Source organism: Salmonella sp. SAL4457 (assembly GCF_046548235.1).
GTDB classification, from domain to species: Bacteria; Pseudomonadota; Gammaproteobacteria; order Enterobacterales; family Enterobacteriaceae; genus Salmonella; species Salmonella enterica.
Genome location: NZ_JBGDZO010000005.1, coordinates 261,663 through 285,323, shown reverse-complemented (window position 1 = coordinate 285,323; position 23,661 = coordinate 261,663). Strand labels below are relative to the sequence as shown.

Sequence of the window (23,661 nt, the reverse complement as noted above, 5' to 3'; positions counted from 1 at the left end):
ATCAAGGAGCAGACTATGAACAATACGCAGAAAAAACTAAAGGTGCTCTTTATTGGAGAATCCTGGCATATTCATATGATTCATTCAAAAGGTTATGACAGTTTCACCTCCAGTAAATATGAAGAAGGCGCTACATGGTTACTGGAATGCCTGAGGAAAGGCGGCGTTGATATTGATTACATGCCTGCCCACACGGTACAAATTGCCTTTCCAGAGAGTATTGACGAATTAAACCGTTACGATGTGATTGTTATTAGCGACATTGGTAGTAATACCTTCCTGTTGCAAAACGAGACATTTTATCAGCTAAAAATAAAACCAAACGCTCTGGAGTCCATTAAAGAGTACGTCAAAAATGGCGGTGGACTACTCATGATTGGCGGTTATCTGTCATTTATGGGTATTGAGGCAAAAGCCAATTATAAGAACACCGTTCTTGCTGAGGTTCTGCCAGTTATTATGCTTGATGGCGATGACCGGGTAGAAAAGCCCGAGGGTATCTGTGCTGAGGCTGTCTCACCTGAACATCCTGTTGTTAACGGGTTCTCAGATTATCCGGTATTTCTTGGATATAACCAGGCCGTCGCCAGAGACGATGCCGATGTCGTATTAACAATAAATAATGACCCATTGTTAGTGTTCGGTGAATACCAACAGGGTAAAACCGCCTGCTTTATGAGTGACTGCTCCCCACACTGGGGAACCCAGCAGTTTATGTCATGGCCATTTTATACCGACCTGTGGGTCAACACGCTTCAATTCATCGCCAGAAAATAAAAAACAATGGAGTAACGAAAGTTACTCCTTTTATAAAATATAAGGATTGATGTATGAACAAGAATAAGTACTCAACCCCCTTACTGATGCTTGCCACCATCTTAGCCGGTATGCTTTCCCCGATGCAGTCTGCCGTTAATGGGCAGTTAGGACATTGGTTACAAGACGGTAATGCTTGCGCAGTAATCTCGTTTGCCAGCGGTCTGGTCGTCATGTTTTTTATTATTATTGCGCGCAAAGAAACACGCCAGCAATTCGCCTCAATCCCTACTCTGATTAAAAAGAGAAAAATCCCGCTATGGAATTGGTTTGCAGGATTATGCGGGGCGATGGTCGTATTTTCTGAAGGCGCATCCGCCAGCGCGCTGGGCGTTGCCACCTTTCAAACGGCATTAATTTCTGCCCTGCTTCTTTCCGGCCTGCTGTGCGACCGTTTTGGCATCGGTGTGGAGGAGAAGAAATATTTTACGCCATGGCGCATTACTGGCGCATTGTTCGCCGTTATCGCCACCATTTTTGTCGTGTCGCCACAGTGGCACTCAACCTCGTTTATCCTGCTCGCTATCCTCCCCTTTTTGGCAGGGTTACTCGCTGGCTGGCAGCCTGCGGGGAATGCGAAAGTCGCCGAGGCAACGGGCTCCATGCTGGTGTCCATTACATGGAACTTCATCGTCGGCTTTTGTGTCCTGGGCGCGGCGCTGGCGATACGTATCGCATTAGGCCATGTCACCATTCAGTTACCCGATACATGGTGGATGTATCTCGGTGGTCCGCTGGGTCTGCTGTCCATCGGGCTAATGGCGATTCTGGTGAGAGGCTTAGGGCTATTGATGCTGGGCGTAGCGTCAACAGCAGGCCAACTGCTTGGCTCAGTGCTAATTGATGAATTGATCCCTTCATTAGGCAATACGGTCTACCTGGTCACCATCATCGGTACGCTGTTCGCGTTAGTCGGTGCGATTGTGACCACCATCCCTGAATACAGAGCATCCAAAATGGCGCAAAGAATGGAGGTGTCAGAATGAAAGGTTTCCTGCAAACCGTAACAGGCCCGGTGGCGCATACGGATATGGGGCTGACGCTACCGCATGAACATCTGTTTAACGATCTGTCTTCGGTCGTAGACGAGCCACATTATGCTTTTTCACAGCAACTGGTGGGAAAGAAAGTCAGTGCTGACCTGCAGTGGGGGCTGAAACACGACCCATACTGCTGCGCCGATAACATGGACCGCAAAGAGATTGATGATGTTATCTTCGAAATCAATAACTTTATGTCTTTAGGCGGCAGGACGATTGTCGACGCCACCGGTTCAGAATCCATTGGACGGGACGCCTCAGCGCTACGAGAAGTTGCCTTAAAAACGGGTTTGAATATCGTTGCGTCATCCGGACCTTATCTGGAGAAATTTGAAAGCACTCGGATCCATAAACCTGTTGAGCTGTTAGCCTCACTCATTGATAAAGAACTGAATCAGGGTATTGGCGAGACGGATATTCGCGCTGGCATGATCGGTGAAATCGGCGTATCTCCCGCGTTTACCCAAGCGGAGCGTAACAGCCTGCGGGCAGCGTCTCTGGCACAATGTAACAACCCCCATACGGCGATGAATATCCATATGCCAGGGTGGCTGCGACTGGGTGATGAGGTGCTGGATATCGTGCTGGAAGAAATGAACGTCTCTCCGGCAAAAGTCTCGCTGGCGCATTCGGACCCTTCAGGAAAAGATGTCGTCTATCAACGTAAAATGCTCGACCGTGGCGTATGGCTTGAATTTGACATGATTGGTCTGGACATCACCTTCCCAAAAGAAGGTGTCGCGCCGGGCGTTCAGGAGACCGCAGATGCAGTAGCGAATCTGATTGCACTGGGTTACGCCGACCAAATCGTTTTAAGCCATGATGTTTTTCTCAAACAGATGTGGGCGAAAAATGGCGGAAATGGCTGGGGGTTTGTCCCGAATGTCTTCCTCGCCTATCTGGCTGCTCGCGGAGTAGACAACGATACTCTGCGCAAGCTTTGTATTGATAATCCAGCCCGATTACTCACAGCATAATCTGCAAATAGCCCGGTGTCTGACACCGGGCCTGGAATTAAAAATCAGTATCCCGCCGTTAAATCATCCACGGAACGCGGGTCAGACGCGCCATACAGTTCGCCATCCGGTCCAACCATAATACTTTGGGTGCTGCCCATCGCTTCTTTCAGCGCCACTTTCTGCCCTTTCTGTTCCAGCAACTTTAGCGTATCGGGGCTGAAGCCCTTTTCTACCCGCAGTTCGTCCGGCAACCATTGATGATGGAAGCGCGGCGCGTTGGTCGCTTCGGCGACACTCATGCCGAAATCAATGCTGTTCACTACCATTTGCAGCACGGTAGTGATGATTCGACTCCCGCCAGGACTGCCGGTCACCAGCCAGGTTTTGCCCTCTTTAACGACGATAGTGGGCGACATCGACGACAGCGGACGTTTTTTTGGTTCGACTGCGTTAGCATCGCCGCCCACCAGGCCATAAACATTAGGTACACCGGGTTTAGCAGAAAAATCATCCATTTGATTATTCAGCAGAATACCGGTATTTCCCGCCACAATTCCTGTGCCGAAGGTGGTGTTCAGGGTATAGGTCACCGCCACAGCATTGCCGTCTTTATCCACCACCGAGAAGTGGGTGGTCTGGTTGCTTTCATACGGGGCGAGCTTGCCCGGTTTTATCTGGCTGGAAGGTTTGGCCTTGTTGATATCAATTTGATCGGCCAGCGTTTTCGCATAGGCTTTGTGGGTCAGCGCCTGCCACGGCACTTTCACAAAGTCCGGATCGCCCAGATACTCTGAGCGGTCAGCGTAGGCGTATTTTTCCGCTTCCGCCATGATTTGCATGGCATCGGCGCTGCCAAAGCCGTACTTCTTCATGTCGAAGTTTTCAAGAATATTAAGGATCTGTACGATGTGAATACCGCCCGAGGACGGCGGCGGCATGGAGAAAACCTGATACCCGCGATAGTCACCGCTGATTGGCGTACGCTCAACGGCTTTATAGCTGGCTAAATCCTCTTTGGTCATCAGACCGCCGCTCTTCTGCATTTCCCCGGCAATCTGGTCGGCAATCGCCCCTTTATAAAACGCAGCCGGGCCGTTTTCGGCAATCATTTCCAGGCTTTTCGCCAGATTCTTCTGGACCAGCTTATCGCCTTTTTTCAGCGGCTCGCCGTCTTTCCAGAAAATGGCTTTGCTGTTCTCATGGTTGGGGATCACTTCGCTGCCGTAAGTTTTTAAGTCGTTGGCCAGCGCATCGTTAACCACAAAACCCTCTTCCGCCAGCTTCATCGCCGGACGCACCACTTTATTCAGCGGCATCGTGCCATATTTCTCCAGCGCCAGCGAGAACCCCGCCACGGTGCCAGGCGTACCGGATGCCAGATGCGACGTCAGCGACTTTTTCGCATCGGCGTTACCCTGATCGTCGAGGAACATATCACGGGTCGCGGCAGCCGGCGCCATTTCACGAAAATCGATCGCCGTGGTAGCGCCATCTTTAGTGCGCAGCAGCATAAATCCCCCGCCGCCCAGATTCCCGGCTTGCGGATGCGTGACAGCCAGCGCATAGCCCACGGCCACGGCGGCATCCACGGCATTACCGCCCTGCTTTAAGATATCCACGCCAACCTGCGTCGCCATTGCATCCACCGAGGCCACCATCCCTTGCGTCGCCCGTACAGGATGAAAGACATCTTCTTCAACACCATAGGAGACTGGCGGCGCGACGGGAGGATTGGCCACCGCGCTAAACGTCCCCCCAGCCAGCAGAGCGGCAATCGCCACCCAGCGCATAAACGTTGGTTTCATCGTTGTTTTTCTCCAGATAAATGGGTGTATGTCCCGTTTAATCCTGGTCTACAACGCTTAAAAAATCATCATCATGGCGAAATAGAGGTACACTTAAAAAGAGGCCTCATCGGGAGGAGACGACAATGAAACGCTTACTACTTATTACGGCTTTGTTACCCTTTGCTGTATTGGCCCAGCCAATTAACACTATGAATAATCCTAATCAGCCAGGTTATCAGATTCCCAGCCAGCAGCGTATGCAGACGCAGATGCAAACGCAGCAGATTCAGCAGCAGGGTATGTTGAAACAACAGATGCAAACGCAGGCGCGCAGCCAGCAGCAAAATCTACAGTCGCAGTTGAATGCCAATACGCAGCGGGTTCAGCAGGGACAGCCGGGCAACGGTATGCTCGGTCAGCAAACGCTGCCCAATACGCAGGGCGGAATGCTCAGCGGCAGCGGAAATCCGGACCGGATGCTAAACCATTCCCAGCCAATGTTGCAGCAGGACAGCGGGACGCCGCAGCCTGACATCCCGCTGAAAACCATCAGCCCTTAAAACTGACGGCCCTTAAAACTGAAAGTGAGGGCCGATGTCATCAATGCGATCGGTGCAGATACAATCCACGCCCCAGCGCAGCAGCTCTGCCGCCCGCTGGGGCTGATTGACGGTATACACCAGAATCCGCAGACCCGCGGCTTTAATCTCTTGCACTCGCGTCTCATCGAGTAATTTATGGTTGAGATGGAGGGAAACACAGCCCAGACGGGTCGTCAGTTCACGCCAGTCTTCACGCCATTTATCCAGCAGTAACCCGCGCGGCAGTTCAGGTGCTGCCGCCTGCGCCGCTTCCAGCGCCTCTATCTCAAAGGAAGAAAGCAGCGGCGGTGTCATCCCGGCCCACAGTTCGCGGGCGGCCAACGCCACGACACGTCCTGTTAGCCTTCCGCTCCCCGTTGTCGGTTTGATCTCAATATTCGCCATCATGCCGTGTTTACGGCAGCGCTCCGCCACCTGCGAGAGCAACGGCAGCGGCTCGCCTTTAAATTCGCCGCTAAACCAACCGCCAGCGTCCACACGCAATAAATCCTGCCAGTTCAACTCGCCCGCCACGCCCCAACCATTGCTGGTGCGCTCCAGGTTATCGTCATGCAGCAGGAAAATTTCGCCGTCTTTCGACAGCTTGGCATCAAACTCAATCATGGTGTGCCCGTATCGCGCGCCCACGTCAATCGCCGCCAGAGTGTTTTCCGGCGCCAGTTTACCGCCGCCGCGATGGGCGACAATGTGGGGATAAGGCCAGTTACTCATACACGTTGTCCTGTTTCGCCATCAAAAAGATGCCGCTGATGTTCCGGCAGATGCAGCCATAGCGTACTGCCCGCCGCCGGGCGCTGCTGATGCGCCAACCGCACCACCAGTTTCTGATCGCCCCAGTGCCCATGCGCCAGATTATCCGCGCCCAGAATCTCCAGCGTGTCTACCGTTAACGGCACGCCGCCTTCCGCCTGCGAGCTTAACGCAATATGCTCCGGGCGGATACCCAGCGTCATGTTACGTCCGGCATGACCCCGATAGTCCGCACCTATCGGCAACGCCAGACCGCCAGGCAATTCGAAACGGTCGCCGGAAGCGCTAATAACGCCGTCCAACAGATTCATCGCTGGGCTGCCGATAAAGCTCGCCACGAAGCGACTGGCCGGTTTTTCATACACCTCTACCGGCGTGCCAATCTGTTCTGCGACGCCTTTATTCATCACCATCACCCGCTGGGCCAGCGTCATCGCCTCTACCTGATCGTGAGTAACATAGAGCGAGGTGGTACGAAGGCGACGATGCAGATGTTGTAACTCCAGACGCATCTGCACGCGCAGCTTGGCGTCGAGGTTAGAGAGCGGTTCGTCGAATAAAAAGACTGCCGGCTCGCGGACGATCGCGCGCCCCATTGCCACGCGCTGCCGTTGACCGCCGGAAAGCTCGCGTGGACGGCGTTTAAGCAGGCCGTCCAGCTCCAGAATGCGCGCCGCCTCCCGCACACGTTCTTCAATATGCGCTTTGCTCATACCGCGAATTTTCAGTCCCCACGCCATGTTCTCCTCTACGCTCATATGGGGATAGAGAGCATAGTTCTGAAATACCATCGCGATGCCGCGATCTTTGGGCTCCATCTCGGTGACCCGTTTGCGATCAATCCAGATATCGCCGCTGGTCACGCGTTCCAGACCGGCCACCATCCGCAACAACGTTGATTTGCCGCAGCCGGACGGCCCGACCATCACGATAAATTCGCCATCCGCCACGTCCAGCGTCAGCGGTTGAATGACCTGGGTTTTGCCGTCCCAGCTTTTGGTTACTGCCTGTAGTTTTAAACCAGCCATTTTTATTTCTCACTGTCCACTAAACCACGCACAAACGCCCGTTGCATGGCTAACACAATTACGACCGGGGGAATCAGAGTCAGCAGCATTGCCGCCATCACCTGGTTCCATTGCGTGGTACCTTCGCCAGTGGCGATCATCCCTTTGATACCCGCTACGGCAGTGCCAAGATTCACGTCGGTGATAATCAACAGCGGCCACAGATACTGGTTCCAGCCGTAGATAAAGGTGATGACGAATAACGCCGCCAGGTTGGTTTTTGACAGCGGCAACACGATGTCGCGGAAAAAGCGCATCGGCGACGCGCCGTCAATACGGGCCGCCTCCACCAGTTCATCCGGAAGCGTCATGAAGAACTGACGAAACAGGAAAGTGGCGGTAGCGGACGCCATCAGCGGTAGCGTCAGACCGGCATAGCTGTCGAGCATTTTCAGGTTGGCGATCACTTCCACCGTCGGGAAGATACGCACTTCAACCGGCAACATCAGGGTGATAAAAATCATCCAGAAGAACAGGTTACGCAGGGGAAAACGAAACCAGACGATGGCGAATGCGGAAAGCATAGATACCGTGATTTTGCCTACCGTAATGCTGAACGCCATAATGAAACTGTTAAGCATCATCAGCCAGAATGGCGCGCTATTAACACCGACGCCGTTGACCCAAATAGTTTTGATATTCTCCAGTAACTGCGTGCCGGGAAGCAGCGTCATCGGCGTCTCAAACACCGCGCGGTCGTCCAGCGTCGCCGCGACAAACGCGACATACAGCGGAAACAAAATGACCGCGATCCCCAGAATCAGCATGGTATGGCTGAATATTGTCAGCCCGCGACGATTCTCTATCATTGGTAACGCACCTTACTTTCCACATAGCGGAACTGCACCACCGTCAGAATGATGACGAGGAACATCAACACCACCGACTGCGCGGCGGACGCCGAGAGATCCAGGCCGGTAAACCCTTCGCGATAAATCTTATAAATCAGCGTCGTGGTGGCTTGTACCGGCCCGCCGGCGGTCGCGGCGTCGATCACCGGGAAGGTGTCGAAAAAGGCATACACCAGGTTGACCACCAGCAGGAAGAAACTGACCGGCGCAATAAGCGGCAAAGAAAGCCGGAAGAAACGACGAATCGGCCCGGCGCCGTCAATGGCCGCCGCTTCCACCAGCGAGCGGGGAATGGATTGCAGCGCGGCAAAGAAGAATAAAAAGTTGTAACTAATCTGCTTCCATACTGACGCAAATACCACCAGGAACATCGCCTGACCGCTGTTTTGCGCGTGGTTCCAGTCATAGCCGAATTCGCCGAGGAAATGGGTGATTAATCCCCGCCCCGGGTTAAACAGGAAAATCCACAATACGGCGGCGACGGCGGGCGCGACGGCATAGGGCAGCAGCATCAGCGTCTGATAAAAACGGCTGCCGCGCACCACGTAATCCACCAGGGCGGCGAAAAACAATGAGACCAGCAGGCCGCTAAACGTGACCAACGCGCTGAATTTAATCGTCGTCCAGAAGGCGTCGAGATAATAACTGTCGTGAAAAAGCGCGACGAAATTCTCCAGCCCGACAAATTGGCTGGAAAAACCAAACGGATCGACGCTTTGCAGCGAATACCACAGCGCTTCGCCCGCAGGCCAGATAAAGAAAATAACGGTGATAACCAACTGCGGAGCAACCAGTAAATACGGCAGCCAGCGCGAGCGGAACACCGGACGGGATGATGACATGAAGATTCTTTTCCTGGAAGGTGCCGGATGGCGGTGCAAGCACCTTATCCAGCCTACAAACGCTGTAGGCCTGATAAGCGCAGCGCCATCAGGCACTTATACACTTAAGATTTGCTCGCTTTCTCAAAACGACGCAGTAACTGATTCCCGCGATCCACCGCGGTATCCAACGCCTGTTGTGGGGTTTTCTTCCCGGTCCAGACGCTTTCCAGCTCTTCGTCCACGATGGTACGAATCTGCGGCATATTGCCCAGACGCAAGCCTTTGGTGAAGGGTAACGGCGGCTTATTCAACATCTGGCGAGTGGCGATATCCGCACCGGGGTTTTTATCGTAATAACCCTGCTCGCGGGTCAGCTCGTAGGCGGCGGTGGTAATCGGCAGGTAGCCGGTTTTTTGATGCCATTCAGCAGCGTTTTCCGGTTTTGCCAGGAAGTCGAGGAATTTGGCGACGCCGGTATAGGTTTCTTTATCTTTACCCTGCATGACCCATAGACTGGCTCCGCCGATAATGGCGTTTTGCGGCGCGCCCTTGATATCAGCGTCGTACGGCATCATACCCACGCCATAGTTAAATTTGGCATACTGGCGGATATTGGCGAGCGAACCGGAGGACGCGGTTGTCATCGCGCAGTCACCGTTATAAAACTTCTCGGTAGACTCGTCCTTACGCCCAACATAGCTAAAATCGCCTTTTTTATTCATCTCTTCCAGCAGCGCGATATGTTTCACCTGCTCTGGCTTATTAAACTCCAGCACCGCATCTGTACCGTCAAAACCATTGTTTTTACTGGCGAAGGGGAGACCGTTCCAGGCGCTGAAGTTTTCCAGTTGGATCCAACCTTGCCAGCCGCTGGCGTAACCGCATTTCATGCCTGCCGCTCTCAGTTTCGCGGTATAGTCAGCCAGCTCCTGCCAGGTTTTCGGCGGCTGTTCCGGATCTAAACCGGCTTTCTTAAAGGCGTCTTTGTTGTAGTACAGTACCGGCGTGGAGCTGTTAAAGGGCTGGGAGAGCAGATGCCCGCTTTTAGCATCGGTGTAGTAGCCTGCAACGGTTGGTACAAACTGGGACTCGTCAAAGTTAATACCGGCGTCTTTAAACACTTCATAAACCGGCTTAATGGCTTTCGAGGCCATCATGGTCGCTGTCCCAACCTCATAAACCTGCAATATTGCCGGCGCGTTGCCGGTACGGAATGCCGCGATCCCGGCGCTCAGGTTCTGTTCATAGTTCCCCTTATAGACCGGAACGATTTTGTAATCCGGATTGGCCTGGTTGAAACGTTGCGCCAGTGAATCAACTTCTTTGCCTAACTCCCCTTCCATTGAATGCCAGAATGGAATAGTGGTGACGGCCAACGCCTGACCCGTAAATGCCAGACTCAGCGCCAGTCCTAAAGCTGTATGTCGTAACGATATCATCGGTTATCTCTCTTTTTGTGCCGGGATGCGCGATATCACGCGTTTTATGTTCGCGGGGGTAACATGACATGCTCGAATGACAGAAAAATAACTTTTTTATTACAAAAAAAAGATAGTAAGGCGACAGAGAGATGGCAAGGCAGTGAAAGCGCCGGAAAAGAAAAGTGGGAGCTACGGCACGGATAGGTACGACATTATTCTCGGGGGCGGCGCACATGCCGTAACCCAACCAGGCGGAGCGTCGCCGGGATTAACGTCTCAGGCACGTAAGCGAACGGCAATTTGTTCCAGCGTAAGCCGCCCTGCCGCCGCATCGACTGTCATATCGACAAAATCCGGATTCGCAGCGAGTGAGATCCCGTTACGCTTTAAAAACAGCAGCGTAATAAATAAGGCGGTGCGTTTGTTACCATCATTGAAGATATACCCACGGGATATAGTGAGCAAATGCATTGCCGCCAGCAGCCACACGTCGGTCACCCCTTCATATTCGATTTGATTGAGTACCCGATACATTAGCGCTTCCGCGCGGCCAGGATCAGGCATGCCTGTTACACCAGGCGTAACGCGGAGAAGCCTGTCGTGAAACTGAATTATCTCTTCCGCTGAGATAAGTTGTAGGGTCATTTATCCGCCAGCTTCCTGAGCTCATTGCCATGAACCGCCATAATGGCAGCAAACTCATCATCCATTCGCGCCGTCTGATAACGCTCAAACTCCTCGGCGCTGATGATCACTGCGGACTTATGCCCACGACGCGTGATGGTGACAGGGCCCGCCGTTACCGCGCTTTCCAGGACTTCGGCCAGATTTTGCCGCGCTTCGCTATAGTTAACCGTACGCATAAACACCTCCCCAGTTGTACATGTTTATTGTACAACAAACATGTACAAAAAAAGAGCCATCAGGCTCTTTTGAAAAATTTTACCGCTTGCCGTTACCGGGGGGCGGCGCACGCGCTTCCCCCTGGCACAGTCTAACCGCCCAGATAGGCGCTGCGCACCGCTTCGTTCGCCAGCAGCGCATCACCGGTATCGGATAGCACTACGTGGCCGTTTTCCAGCACATAACCGCGGTCGGCGAGCTTCAGCGCCTGGTTGGCGTTCTGCTCGACAAGGAAGATAGTCATACCCTGCTCGCGCAACTGCTCAATGGTGTCGAAGATCTGCTGGATGATGATCGGCGCCAGCCCCAGCGACGGTTCATCCAGCAGCAATAGCCTCGGCTGGCTCATCAGCGCGCGGCCAATCGCCAGCATCTGCTGTTCGCCGCCGGACATGGTGCCCGCTCGCTGGATACGGCGCTCATGCAGGCGCGGAAACAGCTCGTACACCCACTTGATACGCTCCTGAAACCGATCGCGCTCGGCAAAAAAACCGCCCATCGCCAGGTTCTCTTCTACCGTCATCCGCGAGAAGACGCGCCGCCCTTCCGGCACTATCGCCACCGCTTCACGCATGATTTTCGCCGTCTGCCAGTCGGTGATGTCTTTACCGTCAAACACCACCCGTCCGCTGGAGGCGCGCGGATCGCCGCACAAGGTGCCAAGCAGCGTCGTTTTCCCCGCGCCGTTAGCGCCAATCAGGGTAACGATTTCCCCCTGGTTGATGTGCAGACTGACGTCGTGCAGCGCCTGAATCTTGCCGTAGTGGGCGCTGACTTTTTCAAACGTTAACATCGTTTTTTCCATCTTATGCCTCACCCAGATAAGCGCGGATGACGTCCGGGTTGTTGCGGATCTCTTCCGGCGTGCCGTTCGCCAGCGGCGTGCCCTGGTTCACCACGTAAATGCGATCGGAAATGCCCATCACCAGCTTCATATCGTGTTCAATCAGTAATATGGTGGTGTTGTGATGGTTACGTAGTTCGGCAATCAGCTCATCCAGCTCTTTGGTCTCTTTCGGGTTAAGGCCAGCCGCCGGTTCGTCGAGCATCAGAATTTCTGGCTGCGTCACCATGCAGCGGGCAATCTCCAGCCGGCGCTGGTCGCCGTAGGCCAGATTACTGGCCTGGCGATTGGCATGTTCCAGCAGGCCAATACGCTCAAGCCAGGTCGCCGCGCGGTCCAGCGCTTCACTTTGCGCGCGGCGGAAAGCGGGCGTTTTCAACAGGCCGGAAAAGAGGCCCGTTTTCAATTGCTGGTGCTGCGCCACCAGCAGGTTTTCAATCACCGTCATTTCACGGAACAGACGCACATGCTGGAAAGTACGTACCACGCCCATGCGGGCGATCTGCTGGCCCGGCAATCCTTCCAGATGCCGCTCGCGCAACATGATCGTACCGCCTGTCGGCTTATAAAAACCGGTCAGGCAGTTAAACACCGTCGTTTTACCCGCGCCGTTAGGGCCAATCAGCGACACAATTTCCCGCTCACGCAATTCCAGCGATACATTGTTGACCGCCAGCAAACCGCCAAAGCGCATCATCAGGCCGTTAACCGCTAATAATGGCTGACTCATGCCTGCTCTCCTTTCGCCTGACCACTTTTCAGCTTCAACTGCGGACGCGTCATCGGCAGCAATCCCTGCGGGCGCCAGATCATCATCAACACCATCAAACCGCCGAGCATCAACATGCTGTATTCGTTGAAGTCGCGCATCAACTCGCGCGACACCACCAGCAGAACCGCCGCCAGGATCACCGCGAACTGCGAGCCCATTCCGCCCAGCACCACAATCGCCAGCACGAAGGCGGATTCGGCGAAGGTGAAAGATTCCGGGCTGACAAAGCCCTGGCGGGCGGCAAACAACGTCCCGGCGAAACCGGCAAACGCGGCGCTGATAGTAAAAGCGGTCAGCTTGATGCGCGTCGGGCTTAAACCTAATGAGCGACAGGCGATCTCATCTTCACGCAACGCTTCCCACGCCCGGCCCAGCGGCATACGCAGCAGGCGGTTAATGACAAACAGCGACAAGACCACCAGCAACAGGGCCACCAGATAGAGGAAAATGACCCGGTCGGATGGGTCGTACTTCACGCCAAAGAAATTGCTGAAGGTATCCCAGCCGCCTTCGCGGGTGTTGCGGCTAAACTCCAGACCAAACAGCGTCGGTTTGGGAATCTGGCTGATGCCGTTCGGGCCGCCGGTAATTTCCGTGTTGTTGAGCAACAGGATACGGACGATTTCGCCGAAGCCGAGCGTCACAATCGCCAGATAGTCGCCGCGCAGGCGCAGTACCGGGAAGCCGAGCAGGAAACCGGCGGCGGCGGAGACCAGTCCCGCCAGCGGCAGGCAGGTCCAGAAACCCAAACCATAATAGTGGTTGAGCAGCGCAAAGGTATAAGCGCCGATGGCGTAAAAGCCGCCGTAGCCCAATACCAGCAGGCCGGACAGCCCCACCACCACGTTCAGCCCCAGACCGAGGATGATATAAATCATGGTCATAGTGGCGATATCCACGCTACCGCGCGACACCATAAACGGCCACGCCACGGCGATAACCAACAGCGCCATCAGAAACAGCTTTTGCTTAACGGTAGAGCCATCGATCGCCGGCAGAATAAACTTCGGTCCGGAGACGTGCTTCACCGCTTTCTGGAACATCGGACGCAGCAACTGAAAGAAAAAAACCACTGCCGTACCGATAAAGATCCACTGCCAGCGGATGTCGGCGGCGGTATCCACCACCAGTTTGGTGCCGTCCAGCTCCAGTTGTACGCCCATGAAGACGCCAGCCAGAACGAAGAACATCGCCGCAGAGAACAGAGCCATCGCAATATGCATCGGTTTCATACTTTCTCTACCTCCGGACGCCCCAGGATACCGGTCGGCATCACCAGCAGTACCAGAATCAGCAGAGCGAACGATACGACATCTTTATATTCGGTACTTAAATATGCAGACGAGAGCGCTTCGGCGACGCCCAAAATCAGACCGCCGATCATCGCGCCCGGAATGCTGCCAATACCGCCCAGCACCGCCGCGGTGAACGCTTTCATCCCGGCCATAAAACCGATGTAGGGGTTAATTACGCCATAGAACTGACCGAGTAGCACGCCCGCCACCGCCGCCATTGCCGCGCCGATAACAAACGTTAGCGCAATGACGCGGTCGGTATTAATGCCGAGCAGGCTGGCCATTTTTAGATCCTCCGCGCAGGCGCGGCAGGCGCGGCCCATCCGGGAGTAGCGAATGAAAATGGTGAGCGCCAGCATAGCCAGAAAGGTGACTATCCAGATAACCGCCTGCATGGTGGTGATGGACGCGGAAAAGTTTTCGCTGCTGCCCACAATCCACTGGCCGTTAAACAGGCTGGGTAACGCCACGTCGCGCGAACCTTCCGTCAGGCTGACGTAGTTTTGCAGGAAGATGGACATCCCGATGGCGGAAATCAGGGCAATCAGGCGCTTGGAGTTGCGCACGGGCCGGTAAGCGACTCGCTCGATACTCCAGCCGTAGGCGCTGGCAATAATAATCGCGCCGATAAATCCGGCGGCCACCAGGAGCCAACTGGTGTCTATTCCCATCATCATTAGCGCGGCGATGATCATAAAAGAGACGTAGCTGCCGATCATATACACCTCGCCATGAGCGAAGTTGATCATGCCGATAATGCCGTACACCATCGTATAACCGATAGCAATCAGCGCGTAGGTGCTCCCCAGCGTGACGCCGTTAAACATCTGCTGCAAGAAATAGAGAAACTGCTCGGACATAAGGTAACCTTTTTAAACCCGCCCGGCGTGCGGGCGGTGGGATAACTTATCTTCTGGCATTACTTCGCGACGGTTGACGAGCCGTCGGCGTGCCACTGGAAGACGCCAAATTCAAATCCCTTAAGATCGCCTTTTTCATCCCATTTCAGCGGCCCAATAACGGTATCAGCCCCGTTAGCTTTAAGATCTTTCACCAGATCCAGCGGAGCATGGCTGGCGCTACGCGTCATTGCGGTCGCCAGTGACTGGACGGCGGCGTAGGTGATCCAGACGTACGGACCGCTGGGATCTTTCTTGTCGGCTTTCAGCGCTTCGACAATCGCTTTATTCGCCGGGTCCTGGTCATAACGTTTTGGCATCGTCACCAACATGCCTTCCGCCGCACCGCCCGCAATATTGGACAGCGACGCGTTACCTACGCCTTCCGGCCCCATAAATTGCGTTTTCAGGCCATTAGCCCGCGCCTGGCGCAGCATCTGCCCCATTTCCGGGTAGTAGCCGCCGTAATACACAAAGTCGATATTCTCTTTTTGCAAGCGGGCAATCAGGGCGGAGAAATCTTTTTCACCGGCGGTAATACCATCAAAAAAGACAATATTGGCATTGCCCTGCTTCAGGCCATCCTGCACGGAGCGCGCCAGTCCTTCGCCGTATTGCTGTTTATCGTGAATGATAGCGATGCGCTGCGGCTTCACCGTTTCCAGGATGTATTTCGCGGCCGTTGGCCCCTGGGAGGAGTCCAGGCCGGCGGTACGCATAATGTACTGATAGCCGCGCTGGGTCAGCTCCGGGTTAGTCGCCCCCGGAGAGATCATCAGAATACCTTCATCTTCATAGATATCGGATGCTGGCTGAGTAGAAGAAGAACACAAGTGACCAATAACGTACTGAATACCGTCGTTAACGATTTTGTTGGCCACCGCCACCGCCTGTTTTGGATCGCAGGTATCATCGTACTCTACGCCGACCAGCTTATCGCCTTTAATACCGCCTTTAGCGTTGATGTCTTTAATGGCCTGGCGCGCGCCGTTAAATTCCATATCGCCCCATTGCGCTACCGGGCCGGACATCGCCCCGACTATGGCGACTTTAATATCATCTGCCATTGCCCCCTGCGAGACTGCTAATGCAACAATCCCTGCGATTATTGTTTTCGCTTTCCGTTTCATGTGCCTGTATCCCCATTCGTGATGTTATATGTTTTGTTTTTTGCTGGTTAAAAAGCAGACTGTACTTTTTATAAATGGTGCGCTTTTTACTGACTCATTAATGAGTTAGCGCAGCATTTAAAGCATAATAAGATTAAAATCTCTATTTTTCAGTCTATTAAGAAAAGATAATATTCTGCTTTTCGCTATAGATAAACAAAAAAAAGCACGCTTGTCAGCATAAAATAACGGCATATTAAGCGGAATAATTCACTAGCATTCAGGGAATTATGCTGCCTGTTTTCCATTCTCTAATGCTTCAAACTGTAATTATCGTTGTTAAAAAATTAATAACCTGGTAAATGACACAAAAAAGAGAAAGCATCTGGCCTGCCTGTTTCGGTACACTGATCGCATCTTTTGAAATCGGGACAAGCCGTCGATGAAGCTGACTATTCTTCGTTTAGAACACTTTAGCGCTCAGGATCAGATCGATCTGGGCAAAATCTGGCCGGAATATTCCGCCTCCTCATTAAGCGTAGATGAAACGCACCGGATTTATGCCGCGCGGTTTAACGAGCGTTTGTTGGGCGCCGTAAGAGTGACGCTGAGCGGAACGCAGGGCGCGCTGGATTCCTTACGCGTGCGTGAAATCACCCGTCGCCGCGGCGTCGGGCAATACCTGGTAGAAGAAGTCATCCGCGATAATCCCAACGTCTCGTCGTGGTGGATGGCGGATGTCGGTGTTGAAGACCGCAGCGTGATGGCCGCGTTTATGCAGGCGTTAGGTTTTACCGCACAGCATGACGGCTGGGAGAAGCGCTAAAAGAAAGCCGGATGGCGCTGACGCTTATCCGGCCTACATGCCGGGAGAAAAGATAAAAACCACCTCGCAATTTTCCAAGAATTTCGCGTTGCAGGCAGGCGGCAAGTTATGAAATCCCCGGGAGCTTACATAAGTAAGTGACCGGGGTTGAATAACGTAGCCAACGCACCTGCAGCGCGAAAGGCGCCAGGAAAATCACTTGGCGTCTGTCGCCGTACCATTCGCATGCCAGTCAAACACGCCGAACTCAAATCCTTTCAGATCGCCTTTCTCATCCCACGACAGCGGTCCCATTACGGTGTCGACCGTGGCGCCTTTCAGGTATTTGGCAATTTCCGCCGGATCGTCAGACTGGTTCAGACCCGCCTGCAACGATTGCAGCGCGGCGTAGGTGGTCCAGACAAACGCGCCGCTAGGATCTTGTTTCTTGGCTTTGATAGCATCCACAATCGGTTTGTTCGCCGGGACCTGGTCGTAGTTCTTCGGTTTGGTGACCAGTAAGCCTTCCGCTGACTCTCCGGCGATGTTAGACAGCGACACGTTCGCCACCCCTTCCGGCCCCATAAACTGGGTTTTCAGCCCTGCGGCGCGGGACTGGCGCAGGATCTGCCCCATTTCCGGGTGATAACCGCCGTAGTAGACAAAGTCGATATTCTCTTTTTTCAGACGCGCTACCAGAGTGGAGAAATCTTTTTCGCCGGCGGTGATGCCGTCAAAGAATACGACGTTAACGCCGCCTTTCTTCAGACCGTCCTGCACCGCGCGCGCCAGCCCTTCGCCGTACTGCTGCTTATCGTGGATAATCGCGATGCGCTGCGGTTTTACCTTCTCCAGAATATACTTTGCCGCCGTTGGCCCCTGGTCAGAGTCCAGACCGGTGGTGCGCAAAACCAGCTTATAGCCGCGTGCGGTCAGCTCCGGCGCGGTCGCCGCCGGGGTTATCATCAGGATGCCTTCGTCTTCGTAGATATCAGAGGCTGGCTGTGTGGAAGAGGAGCATAAGTGTCCGATAACATACCTGATGCCGTCGTTCACCACTTTGTTAGCGACAGCTACCGCCTGTTTCGGGTCGCAGGCGTCGTCATATTTCACCGCGACGAGCTTATCGCCTTTAATACCGCCTTTCGCATTGATATCGGCAATTGCCTGCTCCGCACCGGTAAATTCCTGGTCGCCATACTGCGCCACCGGACCGGACATCGCGCCGACAACCGCGACTTTAATGTCCTCTGCGAATGCCATATGGCTTAATGACAGGGCGATACATCCTGCCAATAACGTTTTACCCTTCATATTCATCCTGATAATCCCCATTATTCTGGTTGTTACGTGTGTTGTGGTGTTATTGTTCAGCACTTTATTTCGATTATTGGCTAGCTACCCGTGCTTTAGCAGCATACTCTGCTAAAACATACCCGATTTTTATTATTTTGGAATAGCTAAATTTACATCCAGATAACAGATTTGTGTCGGTGGGGGAGAGGAAGGGCCCGTAGGCCCGATAAGCGAAGCGCCATCGGGCAAACGTGTTGCCGGATGGCAGGGTAAACGCCTTATCCGGCCTACAAAAAACAAAACCCCCGAATTCACATTCGAGGGTTCATTGGCAATTCGCGAAGATTACGCTTCGATCGCAGCGCGAAGCTTTTTCATGGCGTTCTTTTCAAGCTGGCGCACACGCTCAGCGGAGACGCCGTAACGATCGGCCAGCTCCTGCAACGTAGACTTATTGTCTTCGTCCAGCCAGCGAGCGCGGATAATATCCTGGCTACGCTCGTCGAGCCCCTGCATCGCATCGGTCAGTCGGTTGGCGGCCTGCTCTTCCCAGTTATCGTCTTCAATGCCGTCGGCAAAGTTAGACGATTTATCCTGCAGATACAGCACCGGCGCCATTGGCTGGCTGTCGGACTCATCGTCCGAAGACATGTCAAACGTCATGTCCTGCGCCGCCATACGCGACTCCATCTCACGCACGTCTTTACTGGAAACACCCAGTTCGCGCGCCACCATTTCAACCTCATCCTGATTAAACCAGCCCAGACGCTGCTTGGTTTTACGCAGATTAAAGAACAGCTTACGCTGCGCTTTCGTGGTTGCGACTTTAACGATACGCCAGTTACGCAGCACGTATTCGTGAATTTCTGCTTTAATCCAGTGTACGGCGAAGGAGACCAGACGCACGCCTACTTCCGGGTTGAAACGGCGTACGGCTTTCATCAGGCCGATGTTGCCTTCCTGGATCAAATCCGCCTGCGGCAGACCATAGCCCGCATAGTTACGAGCAATATGAACAACAAAGCGCAGGTGAGACAGGATCAGCGTTTTAGCTGCTTCCAGATCGCCCTGGTAATGCAGCCTTTCAGCCAATGCCCGCTCCTCGTCAGCCGATAACATCGGCCACGCGTTCGCCGCCCGGATATAAGATTCCAGGTTGCCAACAGGGGCTAAAGCTAAATTTTGCATTTCTTTGGTCATTCAAATCCTCTCAATCAGTATTGCCTGGCACCGTCAGCGAGCAACAACCGTGCCAAAGCCGATGAGCAACGAGAATATCACCCACTCTTTTATCAGACAGTGATTTTATCCACAAGTTCAATGTAACACTGTGCATAATTTGCACAAATCTTGTGACATAAAGATGATGCGCGGGGAAGAGACAACAGGGACTCTTTCCCTGCGAACGGAAGCCCATTGCAGGGAAAGATTATACCACGATTTTATCAATCGGGAGTAAAGTGACGTAAATGTTGCACCGTGGCCAGCCAGGCGGCGATCCAGCCAATCATGGAACAGACCAGCAGCAGCAACAGGCACTCATCGAACGATAAGCCATTGAGATCAAACTTCGTGCCGAAGACCTGCGCCACTTCAGTCACCGCCGATGATAAACGCATCACCAAAATTTCAGACAATATCAGTGAAAGAAACGCGCCGGAAAAACCGAGCAACGCGCCGCCATAGAGGAACGGACGCAGGATAAAGCCATCGGTCGCGCCAATCAGCTTTTGCACGTTAATGGTATCGCGACGGGCAAAAATGCTCAGGCGCACGCTGTTGCCGATAACGAGAAAGACCGCCGCGACCATCAGCACGCCGATCATCGCCGACACGCGGCCCACCAGCCCGGTGAGCGCCGCCAGGCGCGCAAACCAGCTATCATCCATGCGGACTTCGTCAATGCCGTTAATCTGCGAGATACGGTCGCGCAGCGTATTAAGCGAGGCGGTACTCTGGAAGTCCAGCTTGGGGATCACCACCGCCACCGCCGGTAGCGGGTTCTCTTCCAGCATATCCAGCGCGCCGCCAAAACCCGACCAGTTGCGGAATTCTCCCAGCGCGTCCTCACGGGACAGGTAGTTGACCTTCTCAACGCCCTGCTCGGCCTGAAGCTGCCCAACAACCCGCGCCGCCGCGTCATCATCCAGCGTTTTTTGCAGATAAACGGTGATCTGCGGCGACGGATAATACTGAGTCGCCGCCTGGTTGACGTTCTTATAGACCATGTAACAGACGCTGGGCAGCGTCAGGGAGATGGCGATCACCATCACCGTCAGAAACGTCGCCAGCGGTTTGCTTTTCAGATCTTGCAGCGCGCCGTGCCAGGCATAGCGCACCTGTTCATTAAAGACATTTGTTTTACGTGAGTTTGGTTTCGGCGTCGGCTTCTGGCGTCCTGGCGCGTTGCGCCCGCCGCCTGTTCCGCCGCGAGACTTACGCAGTCGATCCAGCCGTCCGCCGAACTGCCTGATTTGGTTAATCGCGTCGCGCCTATTCATTGGCCAGGCCTCCATGCAGATGTCCATCGCTCAGGACGAGCTGCCTATAGGAACGACGGGAGATAAGTCCAATATCGTGCGTCGCCATCAGTACCGTCACCCCTACGCGGTTAAACTCTTCAAACAGACGTAAAATCCCTTCCGACAACGCGTCGTCCAGGTTCCCGGTCGGTTCATCCGCCAGCAATACCGCTGGCTTATTGACCACCGCGCGGGCGATGCCCACGCGCTGTTGTTCGCCTCCGGAGAGTTGAATCGGGAAGTTTCTCGCTTTGTCCAGTAGTCCAACCTTATCCAGCGCCGCCGACACACGACGACGGATATCATCGCCGCTGGCGCCAGCAATGATTAACGGTATCGCCACATTGTCATAGACCGTGCGATCCATCAGCAGATGGTGATCCTGGAAAATCATCCCAATCTGGCGGCGCAAAAACGGCACTTCGCGGTTTTTCAGGCGCGTAATATCATGCCCGCTGAAGAAGATTTTGCCGGCGCTGGGCCGCTCAATCCCACAGATTAGCTTCAGCAGGGTACTTTTCCCCGCGCCGGAGTGGCCGGTCAGAAACGCCATCTCGCCTGGCCGCATATGGAATGTCACTCCCTGCAGCGCTTGTCTCCCGCCGAGATAGGCCTTGCTGACATGTTCAAAGCGAATCATTGTTAATCCTCTCGGGCAAAAAGTGCCTCAATAAAATCGTCCGCCTTAAACGGACGCAAATCCTCGATACGTTCGCCCACGCCAATGTAACGGATAGGAATGCCAAACTGGTCAGCTACCGAGAAAATCACCCCGCCTTTCGCCGTACCGTCCAGCTTGGTCAGGGTAATACCGGTTAAGCCTACCGCTTCATGGAACAGTTTGGCCTGGCTTACCGCGTTCTGTCCGGTGCTGGCGTCAATGGTCAGCATAACTTCATGTGGCGCTTCTTCGTCCAGCTTTTTCATGACGCGAACGATTTTTTTCAGCTCTTCCATCAGGTGCGACTTGTTCTGCAGACGCCCTGCCGTATCGGCAATTAACACATCCACATTACGCGCCTTCGCGGCCTGGATAGCGTCAAAAATCACCGAGGCGGAGTCCGCGCCGGTATGCTGGGCGATAACCGGAATGTTGTTACGCTGTCCCCAGACCTGTAGCTGTTCGACCGCCGCCGCGCGGAAAGTATCCCCCGCCGCCAGCATCACTGATTTACCCTGCTGCTCAAACTGGCGCGCCAGTTTACCGATAGTAGTGGTTTTACCCACGCCGTTCACGCCAACCATCAGAATAACAAAAGGCGTTTTACCTTCAATATTAAGCGGTTCGTCTACCTTCGCCAGAATCTCGCCCATCTCGTCTTTCAACAGACCATACAGCGCCTCGGCATCTTTAAGCTGTTTGCGGCTGGCGCCTTCCGTCAGATTAGCGATAATCTTACGCGTGGTTTCCACCCCGACATCAGCGATGAGCAACTGCTCTTCCAGCTCCTCGAACAAATCATCGTCGATTTTCTTGCCGCGGAACAGACTGATAAATCCGGAACCGAGATTTTCTTTGGTTTTCAGCAGACTGCGTTTCAGGCGGGCAAAGAAACCTTCTTTAGTCGGTTTTTCCTGCTCCTGAACGATCGCTTCCACCGGCTCGTCTTCTTCCGCCGGCGGAACAACCATCACCGCCTCTTCCGCCGCCTGAGCGGCCAGCGCCTGCGCTTCCAGCTCTTCGTCGGTGAATTTCGCCGCGTTTTCGCCCTCTTCTTCTACCGCGGCAATGACCTCTACGGTTTCCGCTTCGGCCTGCCACTCTTCCGGCGAGATAGCCTCGTCTTTGACCTCTTCCGGCAGCGGCAATTCCTCGCGTTCCACCGCGATCTGCGGCGCTGCCATCTCAATGGCCGCCGCGGGCTCCGGCTCTACCGGCTGCGGTTTTTCGCTCTCCTGAACTTTCTCAGTAACGTCCACCACCTCTTCCGCAAAGGCTTCTGTTTCTGCTTTGCTGTGCGCGGGCGTTTGCGCGTCTACGTCTGCCGCCGTTTCAACAGGGGGCTCAACCGGTCGTTGTTCCTCAACAATCTGCTGTTCTTCGGTCTGTTCCTGCTTCTGCTCTTTATCACCGAAGCCCAACCAGGAAAAGAAGCCACGTTTTTTCTGTTTTGCCATCTGCGACTACACCCCTCGCGGCGCTATATACATGGAAGCTAAAAAAATGATGAAATAGTCTATCACTTAACTTAATTCACATCACCGCCTGGAATAACTTGCAACAGGCGGTTCGAGCAAGAGAAATGAAAAAACCGACTCACTCTGGCAGCGGCCAAATCCGCATTATTGGCGGGCAATGGCGTGGCCGTAAATTACCGGTTCCGGACAGCCCGGGTCTGCGTCCCACCACCGATCGCGTGCGCGAAACGTTATTTAACTGGCTGGCTCCGGTAATGGTAGACGCCCATTGTCTGGATTGCTTTGCCGGCAGCGGCGCGCTGGGTCTGGAAGCGCTATCACGTTATGCGGCCCAGGCAACGTTACTGGAAATGGATCGCGCCGTATCGCAGCAGTTGCAAAAAAATCTGGCGACGCTGAAAGCCAACAATGCTCGCGTCGTCAATACCAATACTCTGACCTTCCTCAGCCAGCCGGGGACGCCGCATCACGTCGTCTTTGTCGACCCGCCGTTTCGTAAAGGGCTGCTGGAAGAGACGTTACAATTGCTGGAAACCCAGGGATGGCTGGCCGACGACGCGCTAATCTACGTAGAAAGCGAGGTGGAAAACGGTCTGCCGCCCGTTCCGGCGAACTGGGCATTGTATCGAGAAAAGGTGGCCGGACAGGTCGCTTATCGTCTGTATCAGCGCGACGCGCAAGGAGAAAATGATGTTGATTAATCTGGGCCGCTTATTAATGCTCTTCGTGTGGGCATTTTTGATTCTTAATCTGGTGCATCCCTTCCCGCGCCCGCTCAATATCTTCGTCAACGTGGCGTTGGTGTTCATGGCGCTGATGCACGGTATGCAACTGGCGCTGCTGAAATCAACGATACCGAAAGAGGGTCCGCAGATGACGACGGGAGAAAAAATCCGCATTTTCCTGTTCGGCGTGTTTGAGCTGCTGGTCTGGCAGAAGAAGTTTAAGAACAAAAAATAA

At 54.0% G+C, this 23,661-nt stretch carries 26 protein-coding genes; 8 read left to right on the top strand and 18 right to left on the bottom strand.

The features are described 5' to 3' along the window. Window positions 1-15 precede the first annotated feature (15 nt). Genes ACLJNW_RS17490 through ACLJNW_RS17480 form a run of 3 tightly spaced genes read left to right on the top strand, consistent with a single transcriptional unit; the run spans window position 16 to window position 2,833 of the window. On the top strand, window positions 16-777 hold the full coding sequence (locus ACLJNW_RS17490) for a glutamine amidotransferase (RefSeq protein ID WP_001066509.1): 762 nt from the start codon (window positions 16-18) through the stop codon (window positions 775-777). A gap of 53 nt (window positions 778-830) precedes the next feature. Further along, complete coding sequence (locus ACLJNW_RS17485) at window positions 831-1,802, top strand: DMT family transporter (RefSeq protein ID WP_001038949.1); 972 nt, start codon at window positions 831-833, stop codon at window positions 1,800-1,802. Further along, window positions 1,799-2,833 (top strand): phosphotriesterase, encoded by a 1,035-nt coding sequence (locus ACLJNW_RS17480; protein WP_000675710.1) that lies wholly within the window; start codon window positions 1,799-1,801, stop codon window positions 2,831-2,833. The genes ACLJNW_RS17485 and ACLJNW_RS17480 overlap by 4 nt, the downstream gene beginning before the upstream one ends. A 44-nt stretch (window positions 2,834-2,877) precedes the next feature. Here the strand turns inward: ACLJNW_RS17480 and ggt are convergent, their stop codons facing one another. Next, window positions 2,878-4,620: a gamma-glutamyltransferase gene (gene ggt, locus ACLJNW_RS17475; RefSeq protein WP_023204126.1), complete on the bottom strand. Its 1,743-nt coding sequence runs from the start codon at window positions 4,618-4,620 to the stop codon at window positions 2,878-2,880. 125 nt (window positions 4,621-4,745) lie between these two features. Between ggt and ACLJNW_RS17470 the strand changes: the two genes are divergently transcribed. After that, window positions 4,746-5,162 carry a DUF2756 family protein gene (locus ACLJNW_RS17470; protein WP_000826041.1) on the top strand — a complete coding sequence of 139 codons (417 nt, stop codon included), beginning with the start codon at window positions 4,746-4,748 and terminating at the stop codon, window positions 5,160-5,162. 12 nt (window positions 5,163-5,174) lie between these two features. Here the strand turns inward: ACLJNW_RS17470 and ugpQ are convergent, their stop codons facing one another. From ugpQ to livK, 12 genes are all read right to left on the bottom strand, one after another. Beyond that, window positions 5,175-5,915 carry a glycerophosphodiester phosphodiesterase gene (gene ugpQ, locus ACLJNW_RS17465; protein WP_000073548.1) on the bottom strand — a complete coding sequence of 247 codons (741 nt, stop codon included), beginning with the start codon at window positions 5,913-5,915 and terminating at the stop codon, window positions 5,175-5,177. After that, window positions 5,912-6,982 carry a sn-glycerol-3-phosphate import ATP-binding protein UgpC gene (locus tag ACLJNW_RS17460; protein ID WP_023204127.1) on the bottom strand — a complete coding sequence of 357 codons (1,071 nt, stop codon included), beginning with the start codon at window positions 6,980-6,982 and terminating at the stop codon, window positions 5,912-5,914. Before ACLJNW_RS17460 ends, ugpQ begins: the two co-directional genes overlap by 4 nt. 2 nt (window positions 6,983-6,984) lie before the next feature. After that, complete coding sequence (ugpE, locus tag ACLJNW_RS17455) at window positions 6,985-7,830, bottom strand: sn-glycerol-3-phosphate ABC transporter permease UgpE (RefSeq protein ID WP_000572196.1); 846 nt, start codon at window positions 7,828-7,830, stop codon at window positions 6,985-6,987. Beyond that, entirely contained in the window at window positions 7,827-8,714 is an 888-nt protein-coding gene (ugpA, locus tag ACLJNW_RS17450; protein ID WP_000099303.1) for a sn-glycerol-3-phosphate ABC transporter permease UgpA, read from the bottom strand. The genes ugpE and ugpA overlap by 4 nt, the downstream gene beginning before the upstream one ends. Window positions 8,715-8,818: 104 nt before the next feature. Next, the gene (ugpB, locus tag ACLJNW_RS17445) at window positions 8,819-10,135 is read right to left on the bottom strand and encodes a sn-glycerol-3-phosphate ABC transporter substrate-binding protein UgpB (protein ID WP_000624747.1); all 1,317 of its coding nucleotides are present in this window, start codon (window positions 10,133-10,135) and stop codon (window positions 8,819-8,821) included. A 258-nt stretch (window positions 10,136-10,393) separates the two neighbouring features. After that, window positions 10,394-10,762: a type II toxin-antitoxin system death-on-curing family toxin gene (locus ACLJNW_RS17440; protein ID WP_000174966.1), complete on the bottom strand. Its 369-nt coding sequence runs from the start codon at window positions 10,760-10,762 to the stop codon at window positions 10,394-10,396. Next, the gene (locus ACLJNW_RS17435) at window positions 10,759-10,980 is read right to left on the bottom strand and encodes a type II toxin-antitoxin system Phd/YefM family antitoxin (RefSeq protein ID WP_001535398.1); all 222 of its coding nucleotides are present in this window, start codon (window positions 10,978-10,980) and stop codon (window positions 10,759-10,761) included. Before ACLJNW_RS17435 ends, ACLJNW_RS17440 begins: the two co-directional genes overlap by 4 nt. Window positions 10,981-11,111: 131 nt before the next feature. Beyond that, window positions 11,112-11,825, bottom strand: a complete 714-nt coding sequence (gene livF / locus ACLJNW_RS17430) for a high-affinity branched-chain amino acid ABC transporter ATP-binding protein LivF (protein ID WP_000416114.1) — start codon at window positions 11,823-11,825, stop codon at window positions 11,112-11,114. Between the two features lies 1 nt (window position 11,826). Next, window positions 11,827-12,594 carry a high-affinity branched-chain amino acid ABC transporter ATP-binding protein LivG gene (gene livG / locus ACLJNW_RS17425; RefSeq protein WP_000082080.1) on the bottom strand — a complete coding sequence of 256 codons (768 nt, stop codon included), beginning with the start codon at window positions 12,592-12,594 and terminating at the stop codon, window positions 11,827-11,829. After that, complete coding sequence (gene livM, locus ACLJNW_RS17420) at window positions 12,591-13,868, bottom strand: branched chain amino acid ABC transporter permease LivM (protein WP_000803764.1); 1,278 nt, start codon at window positions 13,866-13,868, stop codon at window positions 12,591-12,593. Before livM ends, livG begins: the two co-directional genes overlap by 4 nt. Continuing rightward, window positions 13,865-14,791: a high-affinity branched-chain amino acid ABC transporter permease LivH gene (gene livH / locus ACLJNW_RS17415; RefSeq protein WP_000003007.1), complete on the bottom strand. Its 927-nt coding sequence runs from the start codon at window positions 14,789-14,791 to the stop codon at window positions 13,865-13,867. The genes livM and livH overlap by 4 nt, the downstream gene beginning before the upstream one ends. A 59-nt stretch (window positions 14,792-14,850) precedes the next feature. Continuing rightward, a complete protein-coding gene (gene livK / locus ACLJNW_RS17410; protein ID WP_023204129.1) occupies window positions 14,851-15,960 on the bottom strand; it encodes a high-affinity branched-chain amino acid ABC transporter substrate-binding protein LivK in 1,110 nt (369 codons plus the stop codon). A 421-nt stretch (window positions 15,961-16,381) separates the two neighbouring features. On the opposite strand from livK, the gene panM reads away from it, so the two are divergent. Beyond that, on the top strand, window positions 16,382-16,765 hold the full coding sequence (panM, locus tag ACLJNW_RS17405) for an aspartate 1-decarboxylase autocleavage activator PanM (RefSeq protein WP_000778873.1): 384 nt from the start codon (window positions 16,382-16,384) through the stop codon (window positions 16,763-16,765). Continuing rightward, window positions 16,743-16,877: a hypothetical protein gene (locus tag ACLJNW_RS17400; protein ID WP_001517957.1), complete on the top strand. Its 135-nt coding sequence runs from the start codon at window positions 16,743-16,745 to the stop codon at window positions 16,875-16,877. The genes panM and ACLJNW_RS17400 overlap by 23 nt, the downstream gene beginning before the upstream one ends. 83 nt (window positions 16,878-16,960) lie before the next feature. On the opposite strand, the gene livJ is transcribed toward ACLJNW_RS17400, so the two are convergent. The 5 genes from livJ to ftsY all read right to left on the bottom strand — a co-directional run bounded on the left by livJ (window position 16,961) and on the right by ftsY (window position 22,680). After that, entirely contained in the window at window positions 16,961-18,064 is a 1,104-nt protein-coding gene (gene livJ / locus ACLJNW_RS17395) for a branched chain amino acid ABC transporter substrate-binding protein LivJ (protein WP_001676601.1), read from the bottom strand. A 321-nt stretch (window positions 18,065-18,385) separates the two neighbouring features. Beyond that, window positions 18,386-19,240: an RNA polymerase sigma factor RpoH gene (gene rpoH, locus ACLJNW_RS17390; RefSeq protein WP_000159621.1), complete on the bottom strand. Its 855-nt coding sequence runs from the start codon at window positions 19,238-19,240 to the stop codon at window positions 18,386-18,388. Between the two features lie 245 nt (window positions 19,241-19,485). Then, a complete protein-coding gene (ftsX, locus tag ACLJNW_RS17385) occupies window positions 19,486-20,541 on the bottom strand; it encodes a permease-like cell division protein FtsX (protein ID WP_001081707.1) in 1,056 nt (351 codons plus the stop codon). Then, window positions 20,534-21,202 carry a cell division ATP-binding protein FtsE gene (gene ftsE / locus ACLJNW_RS17380; protein WP_000617729.1) on the bottom strand — a complete coding sequence of 223 codons (669 nt, stop codon included), beginning with the start codon at window positions 21,200-21,202 and terminating at the stop codon, window positions 20,534-20,536. The genes ftsX and ftsE overlap by 8 nt, the downstream gene beginning before the upstream one ends. Window positions 21,203-21,204: 2 nt before the next feature. Continuing rightward, window positions 21,205-22,680: a signal recognition particle-docking protein FtsY gene (ftsY, locus tag ACLJNW_RS17375; RefSeq protein ID WP_001118683.1), complete on the bottom strand. Its 1,476-nt coding sequence runs from the start codon at window positions 22,678-22,680 to the stop codon at window positions 21,205-21,207. A gap of 125 nt (window positions 22,681-22,805) precedes the next feature. Between ftsY and rsmD the strand changes: the two genes are divergently transcribed. Together rsmD and ACLJNW_RS17365 are read left to right on the top strand one after the other, a co-directional pair. Beyond that, window positions 22,806-23,402 (top strand): 16S rRNA (guanine(966)-N(2))-methyltransferase, encoded by a 597-nt coding sequence (gene rsmD / locus ACLJNW_RS17370; RefSeq protein WP_000743277.1) that lies wholly within the window; start codon window positions 22,806-22,808, stop codon window positions 23,400-23,402. Then, the gene (locus ACLJNW_RS17365) at window positions 23,392-23,661 is read left to right on the top strand and encodes a DUF1145 family protein (protein WP_000906759.1); all 270 of its coding nucleotides are present in this window, start codon (window positions 23,392-23,394) and stop codon (window positions 23,659-23,661) included. Before rsmD ends, ACLJNW_RS17365 begins: the two co-directional genes overlap by 11 nt.

What these genes read in the sequence shown, in the direction of transcription:
- ACLJNW_RS17470 (WP_000826041.1), top strand. Translation starts at nt 4,746, where the DNA reads ATGAAACGCTTACTACTTATTACGGCTTTGTTACCCTTTGCTGTATTG.
- ugpB (WP_000624747.1), bottom strand. Translation starts at nt 10,135, where the DNA reads ATGATATCGTTACGACATACAGCTTTAGGACTGGCGCTGAGTCTGGCA.
- livM (WP_000803764.1), bottom strand. Translation starts at nt 13,868, where the DNA reads ATGAAACCGATGCATATTGCGATGGCTCTGTTCTCTGCGGCGATGTTC.
- livG (WP_000082080.1), bottom strand. Translation starts at nt 12,594, where the DNA reads ATGAGTCAGCCATTATTAGCGGTTAACGGCCTGATGATGCGCTTTGGC.
- livK (WP_023204129.1), bottom strand. Translation starts at nt 15,960, where the DNA reads ATGAAACGGAAAGCGAAAACAATAATCGCAGGGATTGTTGCATTAGCA.
- ugpA (WP_000099303.1), bottom strand. Translation starts at nt 8,714, where the DNA reads ATGTCATCATCCCGTCCGGTGTTCCGCTCGCGCTGGCTGCCGTATTTA.
- livJ (WP_001676601.1), bottom strand. Translation starts at nt 18,064, where the DNA reads ATGAATATGAAGGGTAAAACGTTATTGGCAGGATGTATCGCCCTGTCA.
- ACLJNW_RS17490 (WP_001066509.1), top strand. Translation starts at nt 16, where the DNA reads ATGAACAATACGCAGAAAAAACTAAAGGTGCTCTTTATTGGAGAATCC.
- rsmD (WP_000743277.1), top strand. Translation starts at nt 22,806, where the DNA reads ATGAAAAAACCGACTCACTCTGGCAGCGGCCAAATCCGCATTATTGGC.
- livF (WP_000416114.1), bottom strand. Translation starts at nt 11,825, where the DNA reads ATGGAAAAAACGATGTTAACGTTTGAAAAAGTCAGCGCCCACTACGGC.
- ugpE (WP_000572196.1), bottom strand. Translation starts at nt 7,830, where the DNA reads ATGATAGAGAATCGTCGCGGGCTGACAATATTCAGCCATACCATGCTG.
- ftsE (WP_000617729.1), bottom strand. Translation starts at nt 21,202, where the DNA reads ATGATTCGCTTTGAACATGTCAGCAAGGCCTATCTCGGCGGGAGACAA.
- ugpQ (WP_000073548.1), bottom strand. Translation starts at nt 5,915, where the DNA reads ATGAGTAACTGGCCTTATCCCCACATTGTCGCCCATCGCGGCGGCGGT.
- ACLJNW_RS17440 (WP_000174966.1), bottom strand. Translation starts at nt 10,762, where the DNA reads ATGACCCTACAACTTATCTCAGCGGAAGAGATAATTCAGTTTCACGAC.
- ggt (WP_023204126.1), bottom strand. Translation starts at nt 4,620, where the DNA reads ATGAAACCAACGTTTATGCGCTGGGTGGCGATTGCCGCTCTGCTGGCT.
- rpoH (WP_000159621.1), bottom strand. Translation starts at nt 19,240, where the DNA reads ATGACCAAAGAAATGCAAAATTTAGCTTTAGCCCCTGTTGGCAACCTG.
- ACLJNW_RS17435 (WP_001535398.1), bottom strand. Translation starts at nt 10,980, where the DNA reads ATGCGTACGGTTAACTATAGCGAAGCGCGGCAAAATCTGGCCGAAGTC.
- panM (WP_000778873.1), top strand. Translation starts at nt 16,382, where the DNA reads ATGAAGCTGACTATTCTTCGTTTAGAACACTTTAGCGCTCAGGATCAG.
- ACLJNW_RS17365 (WP_000906759.1), top strand. Translation starts at nt 23,392, where the DNA reads ATGTTGATTAATCTGGGCCGCTTATTAATGCTCTTCGTGTGGGCATTT.
- ACLJNW_RS17485 (WP_001038949.1), top strand. Translation starts at nt 831, where the DNA reads ATGAACAAGAATAAGTACTCAACCCCCTTACTGATGCTTGCCACCATC.
- ACLJNW_RS17400 (WP_001517957.1), top strand. Translation starts at nt 16,743, where the DNA reads ATGACGGCTGGGAGAAGCGCTAAAAGAAAGCCGGATGGCGCTGACGCT.
- ftsY (WP_001118683.1), bottom strand. Translation starts at nt 22,680, where the DNA reads ATGGCAAAACAGAAAAAACGTGGCTTCTTTTCCTGGTTGGGCTTCGGT.
- ACLJNW_RS17480 (WP_000675710.1), top strand. Translation starts at nt 1,799, where the DNA reads ATGAAAGGTTTCCTGCAAACCGTAACAGGCCCGGTGGCGCATACGGAT.
- ftsX (WP_001081707.1), bottom strand. Translation starts at nt 20,541, where the DNA reads ATGAATAGGCGCGACGCGATTAACCAAATCAGGCAGTTCGGCGGACGG.
- ACLJNW_RS17460 (WP_023204127.1), bottom strand. Translation starts at nt 6,982, where the DNA reads ATGGCTGGTTTAAAACTACAGGCAGTAACCAAAAGCTGGGACGGCAAA.
- livH (WP_000003007.1), bottom strand. Translation starts at nt 14,791, where the DNA reads ATGTCCGAGCAGTTTCTCTATTTCTTGCAGCAGATGTTTAACGGCGTC.